Genomic DNA, 22422 nt, shown 5'->3' on the forward strand with positions numbered 1-22422 from the left:
ATGCAAGTCCCGCCCCGCGTCAAAACGCCCTGCATCGGCGTCTGCTCCACAGGCATTGGAGACAGCGTATGTCGGGGGTGCAAGCGCTTTGCTCACGAGGTGATTAACTGGAACGGCTATACCGAGGATCAAAAACGCATTGTCGATGCGCGCCTCGCGCAGTTTCTGGCGCAGTGCGTGCAAAACCGTATGCGGGTCGTGGACGCAACACTCTTGGCCTGGCAGCTTCAGACGCAGCAGGTTCGTCATAATCCTGACCACGATCCCCATTGCTGGCTATTTGCACTGTTAAAAGCAGGGGCAGGGCAGATCGAGGAACCCTCCGCCTTTGGTTTTGAGGTCGATATACGATTTCGTGATGAGCCCTTACTCGCGCTGCGTGAACAGATCGATCAGGAGTACTTCGCGTTGTCGAGTGCTCATTACGAACGTTACCATCTGCTACCGGACCTATTCACAGAGGAGCGGGTATCTTGACTGCGATGATGGTGTCGGGTGTGGATATGTCGCCTATCCGTGAGTTTCTGCTGTGCGATACGCCTGCCCAGTGGATAGAGGCGGCGGGTTCGCCGCAAAACTTGCATACCCTCCTAGTTGACCATGCGAACTGCGAAAAGAAAGCAGCGTCTACCGCGCTCAACTTGATGTATCGCTATGTAGAGCACCCTGAGCTGCTACATAAGCTATCGCGCCTTGCTCGCGAAGAGCTTCGTCACTTCGAGCAGGTCCTTGCTATTGTCGAAAAGCGTGGATTTAGTTACCCGCAGCTCACAGCCTCAGGTTATGCCGCGGGCCTGCGTGCGCACGTTGCTAAAAACGAGCCTTATCGTTTGCTGGACACCCTGTTAGTGGGGGCGATTATCGAGGCGCGCTCCTGCGAGCGATTTGCGGCGGTGATACCCGTCGTGGACGAAGAGCTGGGTCAGTTTTATGCCAGTTTGCTGCGCTCAGAATCGCGACACTTCAAAGACTATCTAACGCTAGCTGAGGATTTGTTGCCGGCCTTGGATTTAGAGAGCCGGTTGGCCGCGCTTCTGGAAGCGGAGCGTGATTTGATTCAGGCGGTGGACGGGGAGTTTCGGTTTCACTCGGGAGTGCCTGCGAGGTAGTTCGCAGAATTTGGCTATTTTTTACATTATATTATTATTGTAAATTATTGATTTATATCGAATTCAATGAGTTTGATATTGCCGTCTTCAAGTTCGATGTACCAGCCGGTTTTGTCCCAGTCTCCGAGTACCCAACGGGTGCCAGCGGCTTCGTCATGCATGGCTGGGCGATGGGTATGACCGTGGATTAAGGTCGTGCTCCGAGCCGCTTCCATACTCTTTAGTACTTCAGAGTTGGTCACGTCCATGATGTCGTCTGCTTTGCGACTGCCCGCATCCTGACTGGACTTGCGAAGGTTCTCTGCTAGTTCTCGTCGCGCCTCCAGGCTTTGAGCCAGAATGCTCGCCTGCCAGTTGGGATCTCTAGCGACAGCACGGAAGGCCTGATACTCGGTGTCCCGGGTACAAAGACTATCGCCATGCATCAGTAAGAGTCGGCTACCGTCGATCTCTATAACACTGGGATCTGGTAGTAACTCGGCGCCAATCATTGACGCAAAGCCCTCTCCCAGTAGGAAGTCACGATTGCCGTGCATGACATAAACCTTAGGGCCTGACTGTCGGTAATCCGCAAGAAGACGAGTGACTTCCGTCGCAATCGCCGTGTTGTCGTCATCGCCGATCCAGAACTCAAACAGATCCCCAAGGATATAAAGCGCTGCCGCATCTCTTCGTTGATCCAGAAACTCGGCGAGAGCCGCGGTCACATAGGGTCGTGACTCATCGAGGTGCAGGTCCGAAATGAAAAAGCAGCGCTCAGTCATAGCTCAGTCGTAGAAGGTGCAGCTAGGAGGTGAAGCCTTAGCGATTAGTCTTCGCTTGCAGCTTCATCGATTTCCACGGACTCAATGATGACGGTCTCAGCGGGAACATCCTGGTGGCCGCCTCGGGAGGTTGTGGGAACCGCTCGGATCTTGTCCAGCACGTCGGCGCCCTCAACGACCTTTCCAAACACTGCGTAACCCCAGCCCTGCATGGTTTTGCCGCTGTGATTAAGGAAGTCGTTGTCCTTAACATTGATAAAGAACTGCGCAGTAGCGGAATGCGGGTCCATGGTGCGTGCCATAGCCACGGTACCGAAATCGTTCTTCAGGCCATTATCTGCTTCGTTCTCGATGGGCTCTTTAGTTTCTTTTTGCTGCATATCAGCATCAAAACCGCCGCCCTGAATCATGAAATTATCGATCACGCGGTGAAAGATCGTGCCGTCGTAGAGTCCCTCACGGGCATACATCAGAAAGTTCGCTACGGTAGCCGGCGCTTTTTCAGCGTTGAGTTCTAGCTTGATCGGACCGTAAGTGGTGTTGAGGGTGACCATAGGAAATCCTTGTTCTCAAAATGTTGACGTTGTGTTGTTTAGACGGTGTTTTTAAGAGGTTTCGAAAAAGCATCAAAAACGCATCGTCTGAATTCTGTCTTGGCGCGAGTCTTCTTGTGCTGTTTTGGCCGCGCTGTCGGTAGAGCTTCGGGTACTGAGTCAGAGTCTCGCTACGGGCATCTATCGCAGGGGCGCGATGGTACTTGTTTTGAGCCACAGTGAGAACCACTTGACCACTTTTATGGTGTCGGTTACCCGCTCAAGAGCGGTACCTAGTTTGTACAAAGTAGCAGGGAGCGTGATTTGGCAATTCTCCGTGCTGACGCCTCACAGCCGCTGCCGGTATACTACGCCGCTTTTTGACGGGCGGAGGCCCTTATTGTGGAATCTGGTACGGCCGGTAACAACTTTTTGCGCTCGCTCATTGCGGAGGACCTTCGATCAGGGAAGGTCCCGCAAATCGTCACGCGTTTCCCCCCGGAGCCCAATGGATATCTGCATATTGGTCATGCGAAGTCTATTAGTGTGAACTTTGGTTTGGCGGAAGAATTTGATGGTATTTGCCGTCTGCGCTTTGACGACACCAACCCTGAGAAGGAAAGCCAGGAATTTATCGAATCGATTCAGGCTGACGTGGCCTGGCTCGGTTACGCATGGGAAGGTCCTGTGCGTTTTGCGTCGAGTTATTTTGACACGCTCTACCGTTGGGCGGAGTACCTCGTAGAGCAGGGTAAGGCCTATGTCGATGATTTGAGTCCTGAAGAGGCGCGTGAGTACCGCGGTACGCTTACAGAGCCCGGTCGCAATAGCCCTTATAGAGATCGCTCTGCTGAAGAAAACTTGGATCTGTTGCGGCGCATGCGCGCCGGTGAGTTCGCCGACGGTGAGCGGGTGCTTAGAGCCAAGATCGACATGGCAAGCCCTAATATGAATCTTCGCGACCCGATTCTGTATCGAATTCGCAAGGCTCGTCACCATCAAACCGGTGATGCCTGGCCGATTTATCCGACCTACGACTTCGCCCATGGCCAGGAAGACGCCATCGAGGGCGTAACGCACTCTATCTGCACGCTGGAGTTTGAGGATCATCGGCCGCTTTACGATTGGTTTATCAGCAATCTGCCGGTAGAGAGCCAGCCACGACAGTTTGAGTTTGGGCGACTGAATACCAGTTACACCGTCACTAGCAAGCGCAAGTTAAAGCAGCTGGTGGACGAAGCAATTGTAGATTCCTGGGATGATCCAAGAATGCCGACGGTAGCGGGTATGCGTCGTCGTGGGTACACGCCGACAGCGATCCGTCACTTTTGTGAGATGGTGGGTACGTCGCGCTCCGACGGCGTGGTGGATGTGGCCATGCTTGAACACGCGATTCGTGATGACCTGAATCAGAACGCTCCCCGCGCGATGTGCGTACTCAATCCGCTCAAACTGACTTTGCGCAATATGCCCGAAGGTCATGCGCCGATCGTCGCCGCCGCGCATCCGTCCAAAGATGAGTTGGGCGAGCGTAGTCTGCCTTTTTCTGCAGACCTGTTTATCGATGCTGAGGACTTCAGAGAAGAGGCGAACAAGAAGTTCAAGCGCTTGGTACTCGGCAAGCGGGTGCGTCTCCGAAATGCGTACGTCATCGAGGCCGTAGATGTAGAGAAAAACGTTGACGGAGAGATCGTTGGGGTTATCGCAGACCTCATTGAAGGCACCTTGGGTAATGATCCAGCGGATGGAGTAAAGCCCAAGGGCGTAATCCACTGGGTTGAGGCTGGATCTGCAGTGTCAGCGACGGTGCGAATCTATGATCGTCTGTTTACGGATCCAGCACCTGATCGTGGCGGAGCGGATTTCATGAGTTTTTTGAATCCCGACTCCCTGCGGGTTGTAGAAGGAGCCCTGCTAGAGCCCGGTGCGGCGGCCGCCAGTCCTGAGTCGCGATTCCAGTTTGAGCGAGAAGGCTACTTTGTCGCTGACCGCTATGACCATAGCGCTGAGGCACCGGTGTTTAATCAGACCATAGGTTTGCGAGACGTTTGGGCGAGCAAGACCTGATGTTAGTTTTAAGGAAATAGCCAACGTGGATCTTCAGCTCTACAACACGCGAGCCAGAGGCAAAGAAGTCTTTAGCCCCATCGACCCTGATTGCGTCACTATGTATGTGTGTGGGCCAACGGTTTACAACCTTGCACACATTGGCAATGCGCGCCCGGTTGTGGTCTTCGATACGCTTTTTCGCGTGCTGCAAACGCGTTACGACAAGGTGGTTTACGCGCGCAACATTACCGATATTGACGACAAAATCATGCAGGCAGCGAGGGAGCAGGGCGTTGCCATCGATGTGATCTCGCAGGAGTTTACAAAGAAGTATCGAGAAGATACGGCGGAGCTGAACGCACTGCCGCCTACTCTGGAGCCCCATGCGACAGACAATATAGGGCCTATGATTGCGCTCACAGAGACTTTGATTGAACGAGAGCATGCCTATGCCTCAGAAGGTCACGTGCTCTTCGATGTGACGTCTATGGAAGATTACGGACAGTTGTCCGGCCGTACCCTCGACGACATGCTGGCGGGCGCTCGTGTGGAAGTGGCAAGTTACAAGCGCCATCCAGGCGATTTTGTTCTTTGGAAGCCCTCTAGCGACGATGAGCCCGGTTGGGGTAGTCCCTGGGGCCGTGTGCGGCCGGGGTGGCACCTGGAGTGTTCAGCGATGATCCGCGAACATCTCGGTCCGACCATTGATATACACGGTGGCGGGAGAGATTTGATCTTCCCGCACCATGAGAATGAACTTGCTCAAAGCTGCTGCGCTTTTGGCGATGAGTTTGTTCGAGTGTGGATGCACAACGCTTTCCTGGATATGGATGGCGAGAAGATGTCCAAGTCGCTGGGTAACGTTGCGACCATACGCGAATTGCTGACGCGCTATCGCGGCGAAGTCTTGCGCTTTGCTTTGCTTTCAGCGCATTACCGATCGCCCTTGAACTTCTCCGAAGCGCTGCTTGAGCAGGCTGAGCAGACTTTGACGAGTTTCTACAACACCCTGCGGAGCGTGCAGCATATTGAGCTTGATACCGAGGTGGGCTTGGAGGGGGAGGACTTTTACGCGGCGCTTTGCGATGACTTGAACACGCCCCTCGCCATTAGCGAACTCCATGCGATCGCCCGAGACATCAACAAAGCGCAGGAAGCAGATAAGCCCGCTCTGAAAGCCCGATTTATCGCTGCTGGGAACCTGATGGGAGTGTTGCAGCAAGACCCTCTCGACTGGTTGCAGGGCGACAGTGCCGGCGGCGCTGATGCCATGGACGCGGCGACAGTCGATGCCCTAATCGCGGAACGAGCGAGTGCAAAGCTCGGTCGAGATTATGCGCGAGCTGATGAGATACGCGAGGAACTTACTGCCGCGGGTATTGTTTTGGAGGATTCCGCCGAGGGTACTTTGTGGCGTAGGGTAAACAGTTAGGTTTTTGATTGACGAGGGTGGGGCGGATGAGTAACATTCGCGCTCCCTAAATCGGGCTTGCTCACAGATCACGGCAAAGGTAGTGTGACCTGTGTGTAGGGGTAAGGTTTTAAAGGTTATATCGGGGTATAGCGCAGTCTGGTAGCGCGCCTGCTTTGGGAGCAGGATGTCGGGAGTTCGAATCTCTCTACCCCGACCACCTTTAACGTCATCCTGTACACCCCTCCGAAACAGCGCTGCTGACCTGGCTACCTTCGAGTTTCGAGCATTGCTCAGACTGATTAGCCTTAGGTTTGTGCAGGTGCTTGGAAACCGTTTAGTGGTGGCCGTAGCTCACCAGGTAGAGCACCGGATTGTGACTCCGGAGGTAGCGGGTTCAAGACCCGTCGGCCACCCCATTTCCTCAATATTTTGAAGCTCCAAGCGTCGGCCACTTTTGGCCAATCCTTCGATGGTTTTCCGCTGCTTTGCGCCTGAAAGGCCGTTTAATGGTTTCATCACAGGCGCGCAGCACCTACAATTGCGCAGCAGTTTTCTTGATCTACGCGCTCATAGCTCAGCTGGATAGAGCATCGGCCTTCTAAGCCGGCGGTCGGGGGTTCGAATCCTCCTGGGCGCGCCAATTTTTTTCAACGCTTCCACATGCTTCTGCTGGCGATGGGTCTAAAACGATCACGGCGGTCGTCGAAGAATACTAATCTCTGGTAGTTATGCCGTGTGTCAGGGTTGGTAGTCCGTCGATACAGGCTTCAGTCACGTCTCCAGGCTCAAGCGTCCCAACACCAGCGGGAGTGCCCGTGAAAATCAGGTCGCCGGGCTGCAAGGTGAATAGCGTCGACAGCGTGCTGATGATTTCGCCGGTACTCCAAATCATGTCGCTGATATCACCGGTCTGACGACACTCTCCATTGACGCTTAGCGAGATTTTACCGCTGCTGATATGCCCACAGAGATCTACGGGGCTTATGGCCGCGATTGGCGCTGACCGGTCAAATCCTTTTGCCGTATCCCAGGGACGTCCGTTTTTCTTAGCCGTTGCCTGAAGATCTCTGCGCGTCAGGTCATTCCCTACCGCGTAACCAAAGACGTGATCGAGTGCTGAAGATGGTGCAATGTTGTCTCCGCCCACTGCAATAGCAACCACCAGTTCTACTTCATGGTGCAGATTGCTGGTGGCGCTGGGGTAGGGAATATCACTCCCTGCCGAGGCTACGGCATCAGCAGGCTTTGTGAAAAAAAACGGCGGTTCTCGCTGCGGATCTGCTCCCATTTCTTTGGCGTGCTCGGCGTAGTTTCGACCCACGCAAAATATACGTCGCACGGGAAACACTGCATCAGTACCCAGTACAGGTACCGTTGCAGAAGGTATGGGTTCAAAAACAAACTGATCGGATCCTGCGGCCGTTGCCAAAATGTCTACCCCTTCAATCGCGCCTAGGACGCCCTCAGCTTTTTGGTGGCGCTATGTACGCGCTTTGTCGGGTCGCGCTGCGCGTCTTCCAGGGCGCTCAAGGCTTCGTAGAGCATGTCACGAACAGACATGTGACGTTTTACTCCCGCAACCCCAGCATGCAGCTTTAGTCCCGGATGGCGCTTGGCAAGCATGCCTTCCATTTCCATGGCGAAGGTGGAGATGAGGTTGTGGCCGGAGGCTTCTGACGTTGACTCAAGGATCACTGCTAAGGTCTTGGGTTGCAAAATGCTTACAGTCACGCTTGAGGGAAATCGCGCGAGTACACCACTTTGAAGCTCCAGCATGACGGTGCGAGCATCCAGAGAAAGGTCGAGGGTGTTCTCATCGAGTGCGGGCGATACGCCGATGAAGATCAGGCAATTTCCTTCGGAGAGCTCCCAGTTTTCCGGATCCCTCGTCGTTTGACCGAGATCTCTGAGCAGCAGCAACTTGCATGGCCGTCGCAGATGCTCGCTCGACGTCGCGAGCACCGATCCCAAAAATAGCCCGTCAGTGGGTAAAGTTATAGCGATGGACGGAAGATAGACCTGTTCATCGGAATCAAATGCCTTCTGAAGTGGATGAGCCCCTTCGGGCGGCGGGGGTGAGATAGATATCACGTCCCCCCAGTGCAGATTTCGAAGCTCATCAGCAGAGCGCTCCAGAAGCTCGCAAGCTTCACTATCAAAGTCGTAAATCAATCCATCATCATCAATATATAGCTTAGCTCGCCCAACAAGTTCGCCAATGTCGGCAAGTTGGCGTGCGGTCTCTCTTTCTCTGCGGATGCCTTCGAGTCTGCGCACGGCTAGAGTGATGTGATCTCTGGTCTGCAGATCAATGTGATCGCCATTTTTCTGGATGAATCCTACAGGCTCGCAGGCAGCAGCAATGTTAAACACGGCAGGATCAAAATCCGCAAAGGCCGTTAAAAATATTGAGGGGATGTTGTATGTGTCTTTGGCATAGGCCGCCAACTCTAGACCGTCACGATCCCCGACGGTAAATCGAGGGCTGTCGGTGAGGTTGATGTCGGTGACCAGGAGGTCAATGCCGCCTCGATCCATGAGGGCTTTCGCATCTTCAAAACTCGAGGCTTCGGCTACAACGCTGATCCCTACGTCCAATGCTTCGATGAAATAGATGAGCTCGGATCTAAAGTCGAGCTCATTCTCTACGACAAGTGCTTGATACTCAGGTTGGAATGGTGAGATCGATGGCATCTGCGTGGGCTCTGGTTCGCACTTTTTGTTTAAGAAAAATCACAAAGTTTCACATACCATGGGCAATTGTAAAACCAAGCAATTAATAAATCACTAAGATGCAATCATGCCCTGTTGATGTCTGAAAAGGTACCTTCTTTACTGGTTGACAGCACGGTATGATGCACGACGAACAAGCTGGGGTGCGTAGTCGAATGAGCGAAACAAAAAAAGCGAATAGCCTTCCCGAGGGCGTGGTTTTGCCACCACGGTTTCAGGAGTTCACCGGCGCTGAGCTCATGAGTCGATTTGTCTCGAGTGATGACGGGAGTGCGTTTTCATCGCTCTCGGAAGATTCGTCGGTCACGTGCACATGGCGCTGCCCCGGTGGACATGAATATCGAGAGACCCGTTCATCTCATCGCCGAAGTCGCGGTTGTCCTACTTGCGCGGGATCAGTTGCGACGCGTATGCCTGGATTACTGACTTTTTGGGATGATGATCTCAATGATTGCTCACCCACAGATATCTCCGCCTACGATCGCGAAAGGCGTTTTTGGCGCTGCGAGAATGGCCACACATTTGCGCGCGCACCTTATCGAGTGCTGTCCACCGGGCATCGCTGCCAGGAGTGTCGTCGGGAAGGGAAAACTGAGTGGAAGATCGCTGGAAAGAAGGATCCCTCCCTTAGCCTGGTTGATACTCACCCCGAGCTGGTAGCGCAGTGGGACTATCAGCGCAACGCGCGGGGACCAGAAGAGTTTGCACCGGGAAGTCAGCGTGAAGCCTTTTGGAAATGTGACAACGGGCATTCGTGGAGCTCTCCTATTTGTCACCGGACAAGCACTGCTCGCCATCAGGCCACTTGCCAGTCGTGCAAGGCCATAGCGTTTAGCGCGCCGGAACTTGCGAAGGAACTGCATCCCACGCTCAATCCGCTGGACACCGCGATTACCCAGCGCAAGAGTTCCAACGAGCCACTCCATTGGCTTTGCGATAGGGGGCATGTGTTCAGCGCTTCCGTAGTGGCGCGTTTGCGCGCCAATTATCCGGCGTCCTGCAATAAGTGTCGGGCGATCGCTGTGAAAGCACCTAACTTGATCGGCGCCTGCTGGGCTGCAGAGCTTAACGGCGGACTTGATCCAGAGGTGCTGGGGACCTCGAGTCCCGAGGAGGCCTATTGGGTGAAGTTGCAGTACTTAAGTGTTGCGGTAGATCAACGCGAACCGAAGCACTATGAACGAACCAGGATAGGGTATCGATATCGCAGGTACCTTCGGAATCGTGTCCGCGAGGATTCTCTGATGTTGGCGGCGCAAGAGGCGCAGGATAACCTGCTCACTGGGCCGGCAAGCGCTTAGTTGCGAATTCCCTGAGCGCAGCGGAGTAAGGTTGCGCTCAGATTTGCTCGACAGCTGCGTCAGCGGCCGAGGAAGGTGCTGGTGAAGACGCGGGTGACTCAGGCGCCGACATGATGCCCTTCGATTTCAGAATGAGCTCAAAGTTCATACCGTCGTCGTTATAGAGACGTGGCTCTCCACCTAGCTCTCTGGCTAATCCCACGATCTGGCCGAAGCCTTTGAGCTCGGAGTAACGCTTGCGTACGAGCGCGGCTGTTATTTCCTCAGGCCCCAAGCCTTCACCGTTGTCACGGTAGTGAAATCTTACTTCGTTCTTGATGCCACAGGTCTTCAATGAAATCGATGCGAGGTGGAGAGCGTCGGTCTGGTTAGTGTGTTTGTAAGTATTCGTGAGTAACTCATTGACGATCAACCCGAGGTATTGTGCTTTCGAGTAGGTGAGGTAAATGTCATCAAGATCTAGCTCAATGGGTCTCCCATCAATATCGTGGAACAAGTCACGGACGCCGTGACTCACCCGTTGGATCATCGTCGCGACGTTAACGTCTGTCCGATCTGAGCGCTGCAATAACTGGTGTACAGCTTTCTGAACCTTGAGTCGTGCGTTCAGGTTTGCCAGAGACTCCTTGGTTTCTGTTTGCTTTGCTGAGCGTTGCATGGAGCTCACATTGGCGGAGAAATTGGTCAGGAGATTGCCTACTCGGTGGTGCAGTTCCCGCAGCAGGATCTCTTTCTCACTGAGGCGGCCACGCATCTCCGCTTCAAATATCTCTCGCTTACGACCCGCCTCCGCGAGCATCTTGGCCTGATTGTCGCGACTGCGCCGTTGCATAGTCAGCAGTACGGCAGCCATAAACAGTATGCCTGGTATTACATATCGAAGATCAAAGAACCAAAGAATGTAGATCGGAGGTTTGACGTCTATGGTGACCGATAGCGGTTGCGAAGCGATGTCCCCATTAGTATCGATCATCGCTATCTCGATGGGGACTTCTCCCCAAGACTGCTGCCTTGTGAGCTGGATAGTTGGCCCGCTTTGGGGGAGCCACTCGTCGGTTCCTGCGTAACGCATCGCGTGGTTAAGTTCGATGGCTTGCACGTGATCGTCATAGCCATAGTTTATCTCGAGTAAACCGTTGGATGCCGCTGAATAGTCCACCGATAAAGTGGCTTTGCTGCCATTGTCGCTGAATACCGCGGGACCAAAGGGGTCTCCGTTAAGGGTGCTGTCTGTCCAAAACAGCCGCAGCTTGTCTTTGGAAGACCGAATAGACTCTTTGAACACGACCGGGACTTTTGCAGAGATAAACAGTCGATCACCGTTCGGTGCCCGAAGGTTTGCGTGAGGGCTGTAATCAAACTCGTTGGATGGAAGGCCATCGGCATAGGTTAGGTGGGCGAGCATTTCCTGCTTACTTAGATCAAAGGTATAGATACCTTGATTGGTTGCAACCCAGAGGGAATTCTCCTCATCCATCATGAGATGCCAGATAGTGCTCCGTTCCAGGTACTGTTCGATCACAGCTATTTTTTGAGGCGCGTAGCGCTGGCTTTGAAGCATTCCCTGACTCAGATGCCGAACCCCCACGTTTTCAATTCCCAGGAACACACCGCCATTGCCATCGGGTTCCACAGCGAACACGATGCCGTCGGGTAATTCTTCGATGATGTGTTTCGTGTAGTGACCGTCTACGTCGCGCTCAAGAAAAAACGCTGCATTTTGATCGACTGCAATGTAGCGGCTATCACTCAACCGATAGACGCCGATTAAGGTTTCTTCATCAGAGACTTGAGTCATTTCTATTTGCGGTGGGGCGCTGGGTGTATTGAGGATGCTAATCTCATAAAGGCCCAGAAAATAAAATGACCCCAGCCATGTGTCGGGGCCTACTTCAGCGAGACCGCTAAGTCCCACACCCTGCATACTTTTACCATCCGCAGTTTCCGTGAGGTTCGTTACCAAGCCGTTACTTCGATCGACGACATCCATGCCGCCGACGAGGTAACCCGCGAGCAAGTTTTTCTCGCTTACAGCCATTGCGGTGATTGGGCTTTGTCCTACCGATTCGGGGTTTATGCGCAACTTCTCTCGAGACTCACGAGGCAGTGTTTCGCGAAGCTCACTAAAACTTTGACCTTCTAAATCTCCGACCCACAAGTTTTGTCCGCCCAGGAATAGTTCATCGTCGGAGGCTGCAAGACTCATAATGACACCCGCATCGTAGGCGCTCGCTGTCTGTAAAACGGTGAAGCTGGTGTCCAGAGCGTAGTACAGGCCGTAGTAAGTACCTATCCATATGTTCCCCACCGCATCCACGGATATGGTTCGAACCTCGTTGCCTCTACCGGGAAGCCTAACAATGTCCGTAACGCCATTTTTCAGGCGAACAATGCTGGGGCCCGCAGCGAACCATGCGCTGGTGGGTGTTTCGGCAGCCATCGCGCGGTAATACCCCTGGGAGTCCCCGCGTAGGGGATTAATGTTCGAGGAAACGGTAGTGGTTCTAGTCGAGTCGTCTCCCAACGGGGAGTAAACGAGGCCCTCTTCTCTGTCTAACCAGATTAGCGACTCATTATCTGTTTCCAGTTGTATCACCGGACTTGCGGACTGCCGAGTGGAGATAAGCTCGAAAGCGTTGTCGGTAAACTTCATTCGATAGATTCGCCCGGACATTCCCCCTACAAAAACATCGCCACCGAAAACTGTTGCCGAAAGCAAGTTTTCATCGGCCAGAAAATCGATGTCGCTAAAAATTTGGACATCGGCATCGTTGACTAAAACGATCGTGCCGCCGTTACATACAGCTAATAGAGAGCCGCTGAAGTCGATGATCTCGAGAACGTCCAGTGAGGTAGCAAAGCTCTCATCTGACTGAACGACGATACTGAAATTCTCGGCATCTTTTTCCAGCTTTGAGATGCCTCTTGTAGTCCCGACCCAAATGTTGCCCTGAAGGTCCTCGTGGATTGTGTTGACGACCCCTGAGGGTAAGCCATAGGTCCCGTCGCGTGTCTGTCGCCAAGTAGTCTGTTGGCCTGACTTGTATTGAACGAGTCCTTCTCGGGTTCCAGCCCAAAGGTAGCCGCCCCGGCTCACGTGTACCGTACGAACGGACGCCTGGGGCAACTCAATGTCGTCAAAAGGGCGCACCACAAACGCTTCTCGCACAACGGAACTTACGGAGCCGCTAGAGTAGGTGGCCTGTTCTGGGGTTAAGTCAGGGGGAGGGCTGGGTACGCGTGCCTCTGCAGCGACCTGCGGAAAAAACGCAGTAAAAATGATGCAAAGAAGAGTGAGAGAGACGACGCGCATGGGGCAGGACAGTGAAATCGCGAGGGGCTGTGCGCCCCAGTGTATCTAAGGTGGAGGCATTTCACAGGAGTTTTGTAGCCCGGCCATGAATATCCGTGTGCTGCTATCCAGCATCGCGGGTATGTCTGCGTCGGGATAAAAGTAGGGCAACTTTCCACTCATGGAAATCGCACTCATGCCGTGAACCATCGACCAAAGCTTCACGGAAAGGTCCAGTTCATCAATACCCTGAAGACCCTGCTCCGTGACGTAGGCCCCAACGGCGTCTACGAGCATGTAAAACCCCGATGATTTTTTGTCAAAGCTATCCACATCCATCGCGCGAGCACCAATGTCGCCCCACATGAGGTCATAAAAGGCAGCTTTTTCGATAACGTACTCGAGGTAAGCAAGTCCTATCGCAATGATGCTTTCGACGCTGCCTTGTTGCGTACTATTGACAGCTTCCTGAACACGCTCCCCGAGTCCATAGTAGGCAAGCTGGCTGACTGCTTCGAGCAGCGCATCGCGATCCCGGAAGTGTCGATAGGGAGCCGCGTTGCTGACGCCCGCCTGACGGGCGGCGTCTGCCATAGCAAAGTTCAAAGAGCCGCTGGCTTCAATGAGTTCGGACGCAGCCAGGATCAGGGTGTTGCGCAAATCGCCATGGTGATAGGTCTTGGCCGCGAGGCTCACGCAACATTACTCATGGCTTGGATACGCTCGCTGTCGAGCAACGTCGGGTGTTGCTCAGCCTGAAGGCGGCGGTGTTTCCGTCGGTAGCAAAGAATAAACATAGGAGGAATATAAAAGAACGAGACCACCGTTGATAGTAAAACCCCGCCCGCGATAGCCATAGCAAAGGGCGGCCAAAACTGGCTGCCCTCCAATATCAGGGGTAGAAACCCACCAAAGGTCGTGATGGTGGTGGAGACGATATGGCGGCTCGAATCCATCACCACAGCTCGAACAGCATCTGGCTCGCCTCGAGCGGCACGCGTATCCAACTGTAGCGCCGTGAGGATGATGATCGCGGCGTTGATGGATACGCCTATAGATCCAATGACACCGATGAGGGCCTGCACGCCAAAGGGATAGCGGAAAATAGCGAGAGATAGCAGACTCAATCCCATGGATAAGACGAACACCGAGAATGCTACCGCTGATAATCTCCAGGAGTTAAACGTGAGCACGATGGTTGCCAGCAATGCAGCGACTATCAGTCCCATGGGCGCAATGATGTTCTGTACTACGCTGGCCCTGGCGTCGGAGTTGCCGCCAAATTGATAACGATAGCCGAAAGGCAGTACGACGGGATCTTCTTCAAGAATTGTCTGTAGATCCTTAAGCGCGCCTTCGGCGAGTACTCCGCGAGTAACAAAGCCTTGTACTGTGTTGATGCGTTCTCCGTCTCTGCGTGTAATGGGGCTGTTGGCAGGCTCAAGACTAAATCGTCCAAGAGTACTTAGGCTGATGCTTTGCAGGGTTCGACTATCACCGTCGGAAGACGGTAAGGGGAGTCGGATGCTGGCGATTTGCTCAGGGTCTGCCCAGTCGGCTTCGTTGAGGCGGGCGCGCACGGGTAGGCGTTGCGTGCCCTCCAGGATCTCTCCACCAACGCGCCCTCGAAGTGCGGCGTCTAAGGTTTCTGCGACGGTGGCCAGGTCGAGTCCAGCCATGCGGACCCGCTGTTCATCCAGTTTAAAGACAAGCTTCGGGGCTCCCGCAACTAAGCCGGTATTGCTGTGAGTGATGTCGGGTACTCGCTCCATGCGCAGACGAAACTCCTCCCCAAGCTGGCGAAGGGTTTCGAGGTCAGGACCTAGCACATCAATCTCTAGGGGCGCGGCAACCGGCGGTCCCTGCTCGATCCCCAGCACCACAATGCGAGCTTGAGGGTACTCTGCATCAAGTTCTGTTTGCAGCCTTCGGATCAGATCGTCCGTCTGGTTTTCGTCTCGCGTTAGAACCATGGCCTGAGCATAGCTGGGTATACCTTCCCGGTTGCGAACGATGTTGTAGTAAAACTGGGGCGAGCTTTCACCTACGGTCCAATCTACCCGCCGAATGAGTGGTTCGCCACGCAAGCGCTCGTCCAGTTCCTTCACAAGCCCGTAGGTATCCGTGATCGAACGTCCCGGGGGTAAGGTTACTTTGAGTGAGAGTTGGTCACGATCTGTTCCTGGGAAAAACTGAGCAGTGAGAGTGGGAAAGGCGAGGAAACCCGTCAATGGGAGGGCCAGAGCCAGAGCGACGGAGCCGCCGGGGTGGCGAATGGACCAGTCCAGAGCGCGGGATAGAGTGCGCCCGATGGCACCGCTTGACAGACCCGCTTCCCACCAGTGAGAACCTTTATTGAGGCCTCCAGGGAGTAAGCGTGCGGCCAATACCGGCGTGATCACCAGAGCTAGCACTAGTGAAGATCCCAGCATAATGACTACCGCTTTTGCGATAGAGCCCAAGAAGTCTCCTGCTGGCCCGGGCAAGATAACCATGGGAACAAAAGCGAGAATTGTTGTGGCGGTAGAAGAGAGCAGGGGAACGCGCATGCGGTGCACGGACTCGCCGATAGCGTCCAAAGGCGGTTCCTTTGCTAATAGACGTTTGCGTACTTCATCGGTCATTACGATAGAGCCGTCGACCAACAGACCCAGTGCCACCACCAAGCCCGTCACTGACATTTGGTGAATTGGCAAGCCGATCTGGTTCATGACAACCAAAGACACCAGTGTGCATAGCGGCAGTATTACTGCGACAACAGTAGCTGCACGTAAACCCAAGGTAAATAAAAGTACGATCAGCACCAGTGCCACACCGATCGCGAGGTTACTCAATACTTCCTGAAGTCTAGCTTCCGTGTATGTGGCTTGATTGTAGCTGGTACTGATCTCAATTCCCGAAGGAGCCTGCGCTCGATAATCGTCGAGGAACACCTCGAATTCGCGACTCCAGTTGTCGACCTGTTGTCCCTCGTTCATGGCCACGCCCAGCAAAATTCCACGCCGGCCATCCGTGTGGGCCAATGCCATCGGTGGTGTTTGTTGTGCCCGATAGACTCTAGCAATATCACCGACACTCACCGAGTTGGCATTGGAGTCAGTGCGGATGATCACGTTGGCTACACGCGCTGCGGAGTCGAACTCGCCATCGATTTCGATCAGCAGATCGTTGACATCACCGCTTGCTCGACCTGACGCGCGGCGAGGGTCTGCGCCTCGAAGAGCCTGGGTGAGCTCTACCATGCTTATTCCTCTGGCGAGCAGCGATTGTTCATTCACGTCTACACGAATTTCTTCGGAGGCCTCCCCGTAGACATCGACAAATTGCGTGCCAAAGAAGTTACGCGCGCGCTCGGCTAAATCCTCAGCGCTCCGGCTGAGGAGGGGGAGGGAGATTTCGTACCCCGGAGCCGATGTGAGGGCGATGATACGAACGTAGGCGGTGGTGCGTTCATTATCGAAAACCGGAGCGGCTACGCCCGCAGGGAACTGCCGGCTCGCATCGTCAACCGCGTCGCGTACTTCCGACCAGGCTCTTTCGATGGCGCTGGGCTCTAGGGTGTCGTACAGCTCTATAACAATGGATGAAACACCGGTAGAGGACGTCGACTTTACTTCGTCCACCTCCGAAATAGCGCGCAGTTCTCGCTCCAGAGGTTTGCTGACAAGCGCCTCAATTCGAGCGGGCTCCGCACCTGGGAAAAACGTTGTCACCGACGCGACAAAGTTCGTGATTGTAGGGTCTTCCTGCCGTCCTAAAGAGCGCATGCTGGCAGCGCCAACCATCAGAATGACAATGACGGTAAGCCACAGGTAGCGGCTGTGAGAGTAGAGCAGTTTGGCGAGCATGATCAGAACTCCCGGCTGTTGTTGCGGCTCTGAGCCAGGGATCGATGTGCTGCTGGTATCGGCGCAACCAGCGTCCCGGGCGCGATGCGATGAACGCCGTCAGCAACGAGCCGGTCTCCGTTGTTCACGGATCCTCGGACGAAGGCGCGATCGCCGCTAACGTGGAGCACTTCTACGACCTCTCGCAATGCGAGAGTGCCTTCATCCCGATCTCGCAAAACCAGAACAGTCCAGATACCGCGCTCGCCTTCTATGAGTGCTGATAGGGGGAGCCAGCCACCCGTTTCCGGTTCCATACGGGGTAGGCTCACAGAAACCGGCTCACCGTCGAAGGCGTCGATATCGCCGGGCATAGAAAAAATCGCAACCGTAGTCATGCTGATTGGGTTTACATCTGAGCGAACCGCAATCAGGGGAGCGCGTAACTCGCGGTCTCTCCACTGCAGTGCGTAAGACTCTCCGATGGTGAGAAACTGTGCCTGTTCCACGGCCACACCGATGTGTGCTTCACGGTTTTGTAGCGACGTGAGTGTAAACACGGGAGCTCCAGGCTGGGTGACTGCGCCGCGATCCAGAAGCTGCCGGCCGACTCGGGCAGCGTAGGGCGCTCGCAGTACGGATTTTTCGAGGTCGATGTCGAGAGCCTGAAGCTGCGCTTCGGCTGCAGACAACGCCGAACGGACCGCTTTCTCTGCCAGTCGTGTATCGTCATACAACTGTGCGGAAATAGCGCCGCTTCTAACTAACGGCGCCTGACGAACGGTCCGTGCGCTAGCCAGTTCCAGCTCAGCGCTTGCTTGATCAACGGTAGAGGCGGCAGCGCGTCGCCGAGCTTTTAGGGATTGCGTATCCAGCTTGGCAAGGGGGGCGCCAAGCTCTACCGCTTGTCCTTCATTAACCAAGACCTCTGCGATTGCGCCGGGCACTTCGAAACCTACCTGACTGCGGCTAGCGGCCTGCACCAGGCCCAGGAACTTTTGTTCCCGTTCAAAGCTTGTTTGTTCGGTAAAGAGGGTTTGCGCGACGGGCATAGGCGGGCGGAGATTAGCCGTCTCATCGGCAGAAACACGAGCGTGCAAGGCTAGTGTGACCGCGGTGGTTACACACACTGCAATGAGTAGCGCCAAAGCACTGCTGGTCCAGCGAGGCGGAGAGTATTTGGCAGTCATGATGTGAGTCCAGGTTTGTTCATGTTAGAGATGATAACATTGATGTTATAGACATTAACATCTACGCGATGGGGTGAGCGCTGGATGCGTTTAATGGAGGTTTTGACGAGAGCTTTTCCCTAGATGCTGGACATTTTATGGACAAAACGCTGACGTAACGCTGCGCCTTGCTACCGAGAGACCTTTTGGCGACAATGCGCCTCCCCGCTAGTTGGGGGTTTTAGGGTGGCCCGGGCGGTCCCCTCGCAATGTCAGGCAGTGAACTCCGCCAGGCCCGGAAGGGAGCAACGGTAATTGCTGGTACATGTGCCGGGGTGTGGCTGTCCGGGCCGCTTCCATTTCGGCTCGGGTAAGGTGTGGTTCTTAGCTAGGCGCCACTAGAGTCAGAGATGACGGACCGATATTCGGGTCGTCCAATAACGGGAAAAACATGTCCTATCAGGTGCTGGCGCGTAAATGGCGTCCGGCCACATTTGATGCCCTGGTTGGCCAGGAGCACGTTCTGCAGGCCCTGCGCCACGCGTTGGACAGCAATCGGCTTCACCATGCCTACCTTTTTACCGGCACGCGCGGTGTTGGAAAAACCACGATCGCGCGAATTTTGGCTCGCAGTCTTAATTGCGAGAAGGGTGTCAGTGCAACGCCCTGTGGCGAGTGTGGAAGCTGTGTTGAAATCAGCGAAGGGCGCAGCGTTGACCTCATTGAGGTTGATGCAGCCTCGCGTACCAAAGTCGAAGATACTCGGGAGCTTCTCGATAACGTGCAGTACGCACCCACCCGATCTCGTTTCAAGGTGTACCTCATCGATGAGGTACACATGCTTTCCGGGCACTCTTTCAATGCTCTTTTAAAAACTCTTGAAGAGCCTCCGGATCACGTTAAGTTTTTACTTGCGACCACTGATCCCCAAAAGCTTCCGGCTACGGTTCTATCCCGATGCCTGCAATTTAATCTGAAAAATATGTCTGCGCAGCGTGTGGTGGAGCATTTGCGCGATGTACTGGCTCAGGAACAGGTTGATTTTGATGATGCTGCGCTGTGGCAATTAGGTCGAGCCGCTGCGGGCAGCATGCGAGACGCTTTGAGTCTTACGGATCAGGCGATCGCCTTTGGCGACGGAAGTCTTCGTGATGCCGAAGTCGCTTCTATGCTGGGGTCTGTGGATCGACGTCACGTCTATGATCTGCTTGCAGCTTTGTTGGCAGATGATGCAAAGCAGCTAATCGATACTTGCGCTCAGATGGATGAGCAGGGAGTGGATTTTGCATCTGCGGTGGATGAGCTGGCTAGCGTGCTGCATCGCTGTGCCCTGGCGCAGGCAGTGCCCGGTGCCATTGATCCCGAGTTTGGCGATGCTGAGCAGGTAGCTGAGCTCGCTGGGAAGATGACCGCAGAGGATGTTCAGCTGTTCTATGAATTGGCGCACAGCGCGCGGCCGCAAGTGGTGCAAGCGAGTGATCCGAGGGCGGCTTTTGAAATGCTCGCGCTGAGATTGCTGGCCTTCCGGCCCGTGGGAGTTCTGGATCCAGGTTTAACTGCCGAAGATTTGCTGGAGCTTCCAACGTCGACCCCGGAGGTCGACGACGCCGCAAAAAAGCCTGAGCCGCCGCCGGCGGCAGTTATTGAAGCTTCACAGCCGGAAGTCATGCCCTCGGTTGGCAAGTCTGAAGTTCCAAAGGTCGTAGGTGGAAGCGAACGCGAAAGCGGAGCTGGCACTCAGGGTGATCAGCCTCCCTGGTATCAGATACTCGAAGCTCTTGGCCTAAGCGGGAGTGCGTTAAACATCGCGTCTCACTGTGAGGTCGAAGCCGTTAACGGCGCGTCCTGGCGCTTGGTTCTTGATGAGAGTCGCGCCAACTTATTCAACGAGCGCCATGTAGCGGTTGTTGCCAAGGCCTTGTCAGAGTGGCAAAAAGTGTCTTGTGAGGTTTCTATCATTCCCGGGGCTGTTTCTCAGGAGACGCCCGCGATGCGCCGCGTGCGACTGGAAGCCGAACGTCACAAGGTGGCGGTAGCGGAGATTAATGAGGATCCGGAAGTTTTGCAGTTGGTGAAAGACTTTGATGCCAAGGTACTGCAAGACTCGGTGACGGTCGATGTCCCGTGATGACAGGGACGGTGCAGTCGATGTTTTGGCGTTTTGTTTGATGACTGGGGAGCAAATAACATGAAGGGCGGCTTAGGTGACATCATGCAGCAGGCGCAGAAGATGCAGGCTGATATGCAGAAAGCGCAGGAAGCGATGGCCGATCTGGAAGTTGTCGGTGAGTCTGGTGCTGGAATGGTTACGGTCACTATGACGGGCCGTCATGACGTGCGCCGCGTGGAGATCGATCCCAGTGTTCTTGGTGAAGACAAAGCGGTGCTCGAAGACCTGCTCGCTGCTGCCGTCAATGATGCCGTGCGGCGCGTCGAAGAGACGAATCGCAAGGCTATGCAAGATCTCACCGGGGGCATGTCCTTGCCGGCCGGTTTTAAGTTTCCGTTCTGATGCATCGTTTCAGTCCTGCTATGGACTCCCTCATCGAGGCTCTGCGATGCCTCCCGGGAGTTGGTCCAAAGTCAGCGCAACGAATGGCGCTGCATCTTGTTGAGCGAAACCGAGAAGGCGCCTCAGCGTTAAGCCGCTCCTTGGCTGATGCCGTCGAACGAGTCGGGCGATGCCAGCAATGCAGAAATCTCGCAGAGTCTGTGTTGTGCGGTATCTGTGCGGATACGCGTCGGGATGCTTCCTTACTCTGTATTGTCGAAACACCGGGAGACATATTGGCGATCGAGCAGGCGGGAGGATATCGGGGAAGATACTTCGTGCTTATGGGTCATCTCTCACCCATCGATGGAATCGGTCCCGAAGAGATTGGATTGCCGCTACTGGAAGCCCTTGCAAGAGATGGCGAGGTACAGGAGGTTATTCTCGCGACCAACCCCACGGTTGAAGGTGAAGCTACCGCTTATTACATCACTCGTATGCTTGAACCACTGATTCCTCGCATGTCGCGTATTGCCCATGGAGTACCGTTGGGCGGTGAACTGGAATATGTTGATGGATCAACCTTGGCCCACGCATTCTCTGGTCGACAACCGGTGCCCGGATCATGAACTGGACTCTCATCGAGAGTGATGAAGCTCTGACGTCTGTACTGTCGAGCTTAAGCGATGTTGCCGAGATTGCGGTAGATACGGAGTTTATGCGGCGTAACAGTTATTACCCGCACGTGGCGCTGCTGCAATTGTGTTCCGACGACCATGCCTGGTTGATTGATCCCCTGCAAATTACTGAGCTTGGCGGACTCCGTGAGCTGATGACAAACCCCAATTGCGTCAAAGTACTTCACTCCTGTAGTGAAGACTTGGAAGTGTTCCGCCATTGGTTGGGCGTTGTGCCGTCACCACTGGTCGATACGCAGCGGGCCACCGCGCTGCTGGGTAAGGGTTTTGGTCTTGGTTATCGCGCGCTTGTGGAGCAGCTCCTCGGCGTGGAGTTAGAGAAAGGGGAAACGCGATCGGACTGGCTGCAGCGTCCCTTGAGTGAATCCCAATGTCATTATGCAGCGTTGGATGTACTGGAGTTGGTGCCAGCGTGGGCGATTCTCAAGGAAGAGGCCCAAAAACAAGGTCGCATGGAATGGATCCTGGATGAGGGGGCGGAGGCGACTCGTCTGCTTCTGGAACGGGAAGGGCTGGTTTATCGACGCGTGAAATCAGCGTCACGCTTATCAAGGCGTCAGTTGGAAGCGTTGCGTCGACTGTGCATTTGGCGGGAAGATCTCGCGCGCACCGTAGACAAGCCCAGAGGATGGATCGTTGAAGACAAGGCATTTATTGCCATTGCTCAAGCGATGCCCGAAGACTTTGACGCTCTTGCCGGGCTTGATGTATTGCCCGCTTCGGTGCTACGAAAACAGGGGTCCGCATTGACCGCCTGCGTTCACAAAGCATTGGCAGCTCCAGAGGAGGAGCTTCCGGAGCCCTTGCCGGCGCCTTTGGCTCCACCGCAGCGCAACTTACTAAAGGCGCTTCGTGGCGTCGCGAAAAGTATTGCAGCTGAGTTGGCTGTGGCACCAGAGATTCTTATCTCCACCGCGGATTTGGAGTTACTTCTCCGAGAAGCGTCGGGTGCAGCCATTGCTGAGCCTGAGCGCTGGCAGGGGTGGCGGGCGACTGCTGTCATAGCCCCTTTGCGTGATTCGTTGCCGGGAGCTGCCTGACA

Annotated in this window: 17 protein-coding genes, 3 tRNA genes and 1 other RNA gene; 13 read left to right on the top strand and 8 right to left on the bottom strand. The window is 54.7% G+C overall.

Annotated features, from left to right (window positions below):
• Nucleotides 1–477: a DUF1289 domain-containing protein gene (locus R0137_RS10640; RefSeq protein WP_407330008.1), complete on the top strand. Its 477-nt coding sequence runs from the start codon at nucleotides 1–3 to the stop codon at nucleotides 475–477.
• Nucleotides 478–482: 5 nt separating this feature from the next.
• Nucleotides 483–1109, top strand: coding sequence for a tRNA-(ms[2]io[6]A)-hydroxylase (locus tag R0137_RS10645; protein ID WP_407330009.1), 627 nt, complete (start codon nucleotides 483–485; stop codon nucleotides 1107–1109).
• 44 nt (nucleotides 1110–1153) lie between these two features.
• Here R0137_RS10645 and R0137_RS10650 read toward each other — a convergent pair whose 3' ends face one another.
• Nucleotides 1154–1873: a UDP-2,3-diacylglucosamine diphosphatase gene (locus tag R0137_RS10650; protein ID WP_407326402.1), complete on the bottom strand. Its 720-nt coding sequence runs from the start codon at nucleotides 1871–1873 to the stop codon at nucleotides 1154–1156.
• A 44-nt stretch (nucleotides 1874–1917) separates the two neighbouring features.
• Nucleotides 1918–2427 carry a peptidylprolyl isomerase gene (locus R0137_RS10655; protein WP_407326403.1) on the bottom strand — a complete coding sequence of 170 codons (510 nt, stop codon included), beginning with the start codon at nucleotides 2425–2427 and terminating at the stop codon, nucleotides 1918–1920.
• A gap of 381 nt (nucleotides 2428–2808) precedes the next feature.
• Between R0137_RS10655 and R0137_RS10660 the strand changes: the two genes are divergently transcribed.
• The 5 genes from R0137_RS10660 (at nucleotide 2809) to R0137_RS10680 (ending at nucleotide 6509) form a co-directional block, all read left to right on the top strand.
• A complete protein-coding gene (locus R0137_RS10660) occupies nucleotides 2809–4473 on the top strand; it encodes a glutamine--tRNA ligase/YqeY domain fusion protein (RefSeq protein ID WP_407326404.1) in 1665 nt (554 codons plus the stop codon).
• A 25-nt stretch (nucleotides 4474–4498) separates the two neighbouring features.
• Nucleotides 4499–5887 (top strand): cysteine--tRNA ligase, encoded by a 1389-nt coding sequence (cysS, locus tag R0137_RS10665; RefSeq protein ID WP_407326405.1) that lies wholly within the window; start codon nucleotides 4499–4501, stop codon nucleotides 5885–5887.
• 122 nt (nucleotides 5888–6009) lie between these two features.
• Nucleotides 6010–6086 (top strand) — tRNA-Pro (locus R0137_RS10670).
• A 123-nt stretch (nucleotides 6087–6209) separates the two neighbouring features.
• A tRNA-His gene (locus tag R0137_RS10675) sits at nucleotides 6210–6285 on the top strand.
• Nucleotides 6286–6432: 147 nt separating this feature from the next.
• A tRNA-Arg gene (locus R0137_RS10680) sits at nucleotides 6433–6509 on the top strand.
• A 72-nt stretch (nucleotides 6510–6581) separates the two neighbouring features.
• Here the strand turns inward: R0137_RS10680 and R0137_RS10685 are convergent.
• Together R0137_RS10685 and R0137_RS10690 are read right to left on the bottom strand one after the other, a co-directional pair.
• Nucleotides 6582–7298 carry a fumarylacetoacetate hydrolase family protein gene (locus tag R0137_RS10685; protein ID WP_407326406.1) on the bottom strand — a complete coding sequence of 239 codons (717 nt, stop codon included), beginning with the start codon at nucleotides 7296–7298 and terminating at the stop codon, nucleotides 6582–6584.
• A 23-nt stretch (nucleotides 7299–7321) separates the two neighbouring features.
• Nucleotides 7322–8563, bottom strand: coding sequence for a response regulator (locus R0137_RS10690; RefSeq protein ID WP_407326407.1), 1242 nt, complete (start codon nucleotides 8561–8563; stop codon nucleotides 7322–7324).
• Nucleotides 8564–8757: 194 nt separating this feature from the next.
• Here R0137_RS10690 and R0137_RS10695 point away from each other — a divergent pair, with 194 nt between their 5' ends.
• On the top strand, nucleotides 8758–9903 hold the full coding sequence (locus R0137_RS10695) for a zinc-ribbon domain-containing protein (protein WP_407326408.1): 1146 nt from the start codon (nucleotides 8758–8760) through the stop codon (nucleotides 9901–9903).
• Nucleotides 9904–9940: 37 nt separating this feature from the next.
• On the opposite strand, the gene R0137_RS10700 is transcribed toward R0137_RS10695, so the two are convergent.
• The 4 genes from R0137_RS10700 to R0137_RS10715 are packed head-to-tail and all read right to left on the bottom strand — an operon-like array spanning nucleotide 9941 to nucleotide 18212.
• Complete coding sequence (locus R0137_RS10700) at nucleotides 9941–13216, bottom strand: two-component regulator propeller domain-containing protein (protein ID WP_407326409.1); 3276 nt, start codon at nucleotides 13214–13216, stop codon at nucleotides 9941–9943.
• Nucleotides 13217–13261: 45 nt separating this feature from the next.
• Nucleotides 13262–13891 (bottom strand): TetR/AcrR family transcriptional regulator, encoded by a 630-nt coding sequence (locus R0137_RS10705; protein WP_407326410.1) that lies wholly within the window; start codon nucleotides 13889–13891, stop codon nucleotides 13262–13264.
• Nucleotides 13888–17043 carry an efflux RND transporter permease subunit gene (locus R0137_RS10710; RefSeq protein ID WP_407326411.1) on the bottom strand — a complete coding sequence of 1052 codons (3156 nt, stop codon included), beginning with the start codon at nucleotides 17041–17043 and terminating at the stop codon, nucleotides 13888–13890. Before R0137_RS10710 ends, R0137_RS10705 begins: the two co-directional genes overlap by 4 nt.
• Before the next feature lie 2 nt (nucleotides 17044–17045).
• Entirely contained in the window at nucleotides 17046–18212 is a 1167-nt protein-coding gene (locus tag R0137_RS10715) for an efflux RND transporter periplasmic adaptor subunit (RefSeq protein WP_407326412.1), read from the bottom strand.
• A 232-nt stretch (nucleotides 18213–18444) separates the two neighbouring features.
• Here R0137_RS10715 and ffs point away from each other — a divergent pair.
• The 5 genes from ffs (at nucleotide 18445) to rnd (ending at nucleotide 22420) form a co-directional block, all read left to right on the top strand.
• An RNA gene (gene ffs, locus R0137_RS10720) (signal recognition particle sRNA small type) lies at nucleotides 18445–18541 on the top strand.
• A gap of 101 nt (nucleotides 18542–18642) precedes the next feature.
• Nucleotides 18643–20319 (top strand): DNA polymerase III subunit gamma/tau, encoded by a 1677-nt coding sequence (dnaX, locus tag R0137_RS10725; RefSeq protein ID WP_407326413.1) that lies wholly within the window; start codon nucleotides 18643–18645, stop codon nucleotides 20317–20319.
• A 60-nt stretch (nucleotides 20320–20379) separates the two neighbouring features.
• Nucleotides 20380–20703: a YbaB/EbfC family nucleoid-associated protein gene (locus R0137_RS10730; protein ID WP_407326414.1), complete on the top strand. Its 324-nt coding sequence runs from the start codon at nucleotides 20380–20382 to the stop codon at nucleotides 20701–20703.
• Entirely contained in the window at nucleotides 20703–21311 is a 609-nt protein-coding gene (gene recR, locus R0137_RS10735) for a recombination mediator RecR (RefSeq protein ID WP_407326415.1), read from the top strand. Before R0137_RS10730 ends, recR begins: the two co-directional genes overlap by 1 nt.
• Nucleotides 21308–22420, top strand: a complete 1113-nt coding sequence (rnd, locus tag R0137_RS10740) for a ribonuclease D (protein WP_407326416.1) — start codon at nucleotides 21308–21310, stop codon at nucleotides 22418–22420. Before recR ends, rnd begins: the two co-directional genes overlap by 4 nt.
• Nucleotides 22421–22422: the final 2 nt, after the last annotated feature.

The organism is Congregibacter brevis, assembly GCF_045689245.1.
GTDB lineage: Bacteria > Pseudomonadota > Gammaproteobacteria > Pseudomonadales > Halieaceae > Congregibacter > Congregibacter brevis.

What these genes read in the sequence shown, in the direction of transcription:
- R0137_RS10695 (WP_407326408.1), top strand. Translation starts at nt 8,758, where the DNA reads ATGAGCGAAACAAAAAAAGCGAATAGCCTTCCCGAGGGCGTGGTTTTG.
- dnaX (WP_407326413.1), top strand. Translation starts at nt 18,643, where the DNA reads ATGTCCTATCAGGTGCTGGCGCGTAAATGGCGTCCGGCCACATTTGAT.
- R0137_RS10650 (WP_407326402.1), bottom strand. Translation starts at nt 1,873, where the DNA reads ATGACTGAGCGCTGCTTTTTCATTTCGGACCTGCACCTCGATGAGTCA.
- rnd (WP_407326416.1), top strand. Translation starts at nt 21,308, where the DNA reads ATGAACTGGACTCTCATCGAGAGTGATGAAGCTCTGACGTCTGTACTG.
- recR (WP_407326415.1), top strand. Translation starts at nt 20,703, where the DNA reads ATGCATCGTTTCAGTCCTGCTATGGACTCCCTCATCGAGGCTCTGCGA.
- R0137_RS10690 (WP_407326407.1), bottom strand. Translation starts at nt 8,563, where the DNA reads ATGCCATCGATCTCACCATTCCAACCTGAGTATCAAGCACTTGTCGTA.
- R0137_RS10700 (WP_407326409.1), bottom strand. Translation starts at nt 13,216, where the DNA reads ATGCGCGTCGTCTCTCTCACTCTTCTTTGCATCATTTTTACTGCGTTT.
- R0137_RS10645 (WP_407330009.1), top strand. Translation starts at nt 483, where the DNA reads ATGATGGTGTCGGGTGTGGATATGTCGCCTATCCGTGAGTTTCTGCTG.
- R0137_RS10640 (WP_407330008.1), top strand. Translation starts at nt 1, where the DNA reads ATGCAAGTCCCGCCCCGCGTCAAAACGCCCTGCATCGGCGTCTGCTCC.
- R0137_RS10730 (WP_407326414.1), top strand. Translation starts at nt 20,380, where the DNA reads ATGAAGGGCGGCTTAGGTGACATCATGCAGCAGGCGCAGAAGATGCAG.
- R0137_RS10655 (WP_407326403.1), bottom strand. Translation starts at nt 2,427, where the DNA reads ATGGTCACCCTCAACACCACTTACGGTCCGATCAAGCTAGAACTCAAC.
- R0137_RS10715 (WP_407326412.1), bottom strand. Translation starts at nt 18,212, where the DNA reads ATGACTGCCAAATACTCTCCGCCTCGCTGGACCAGCAGTGCTTTGGCG.
- R0137_RS10710 (WP_407326411.1), bottom strand. Translation starts at nt 17,043, where the DNA reads ATGCTCGCCAAACTGCTCTACTCTCACAGCCGCTACCTGTGGCTTACC.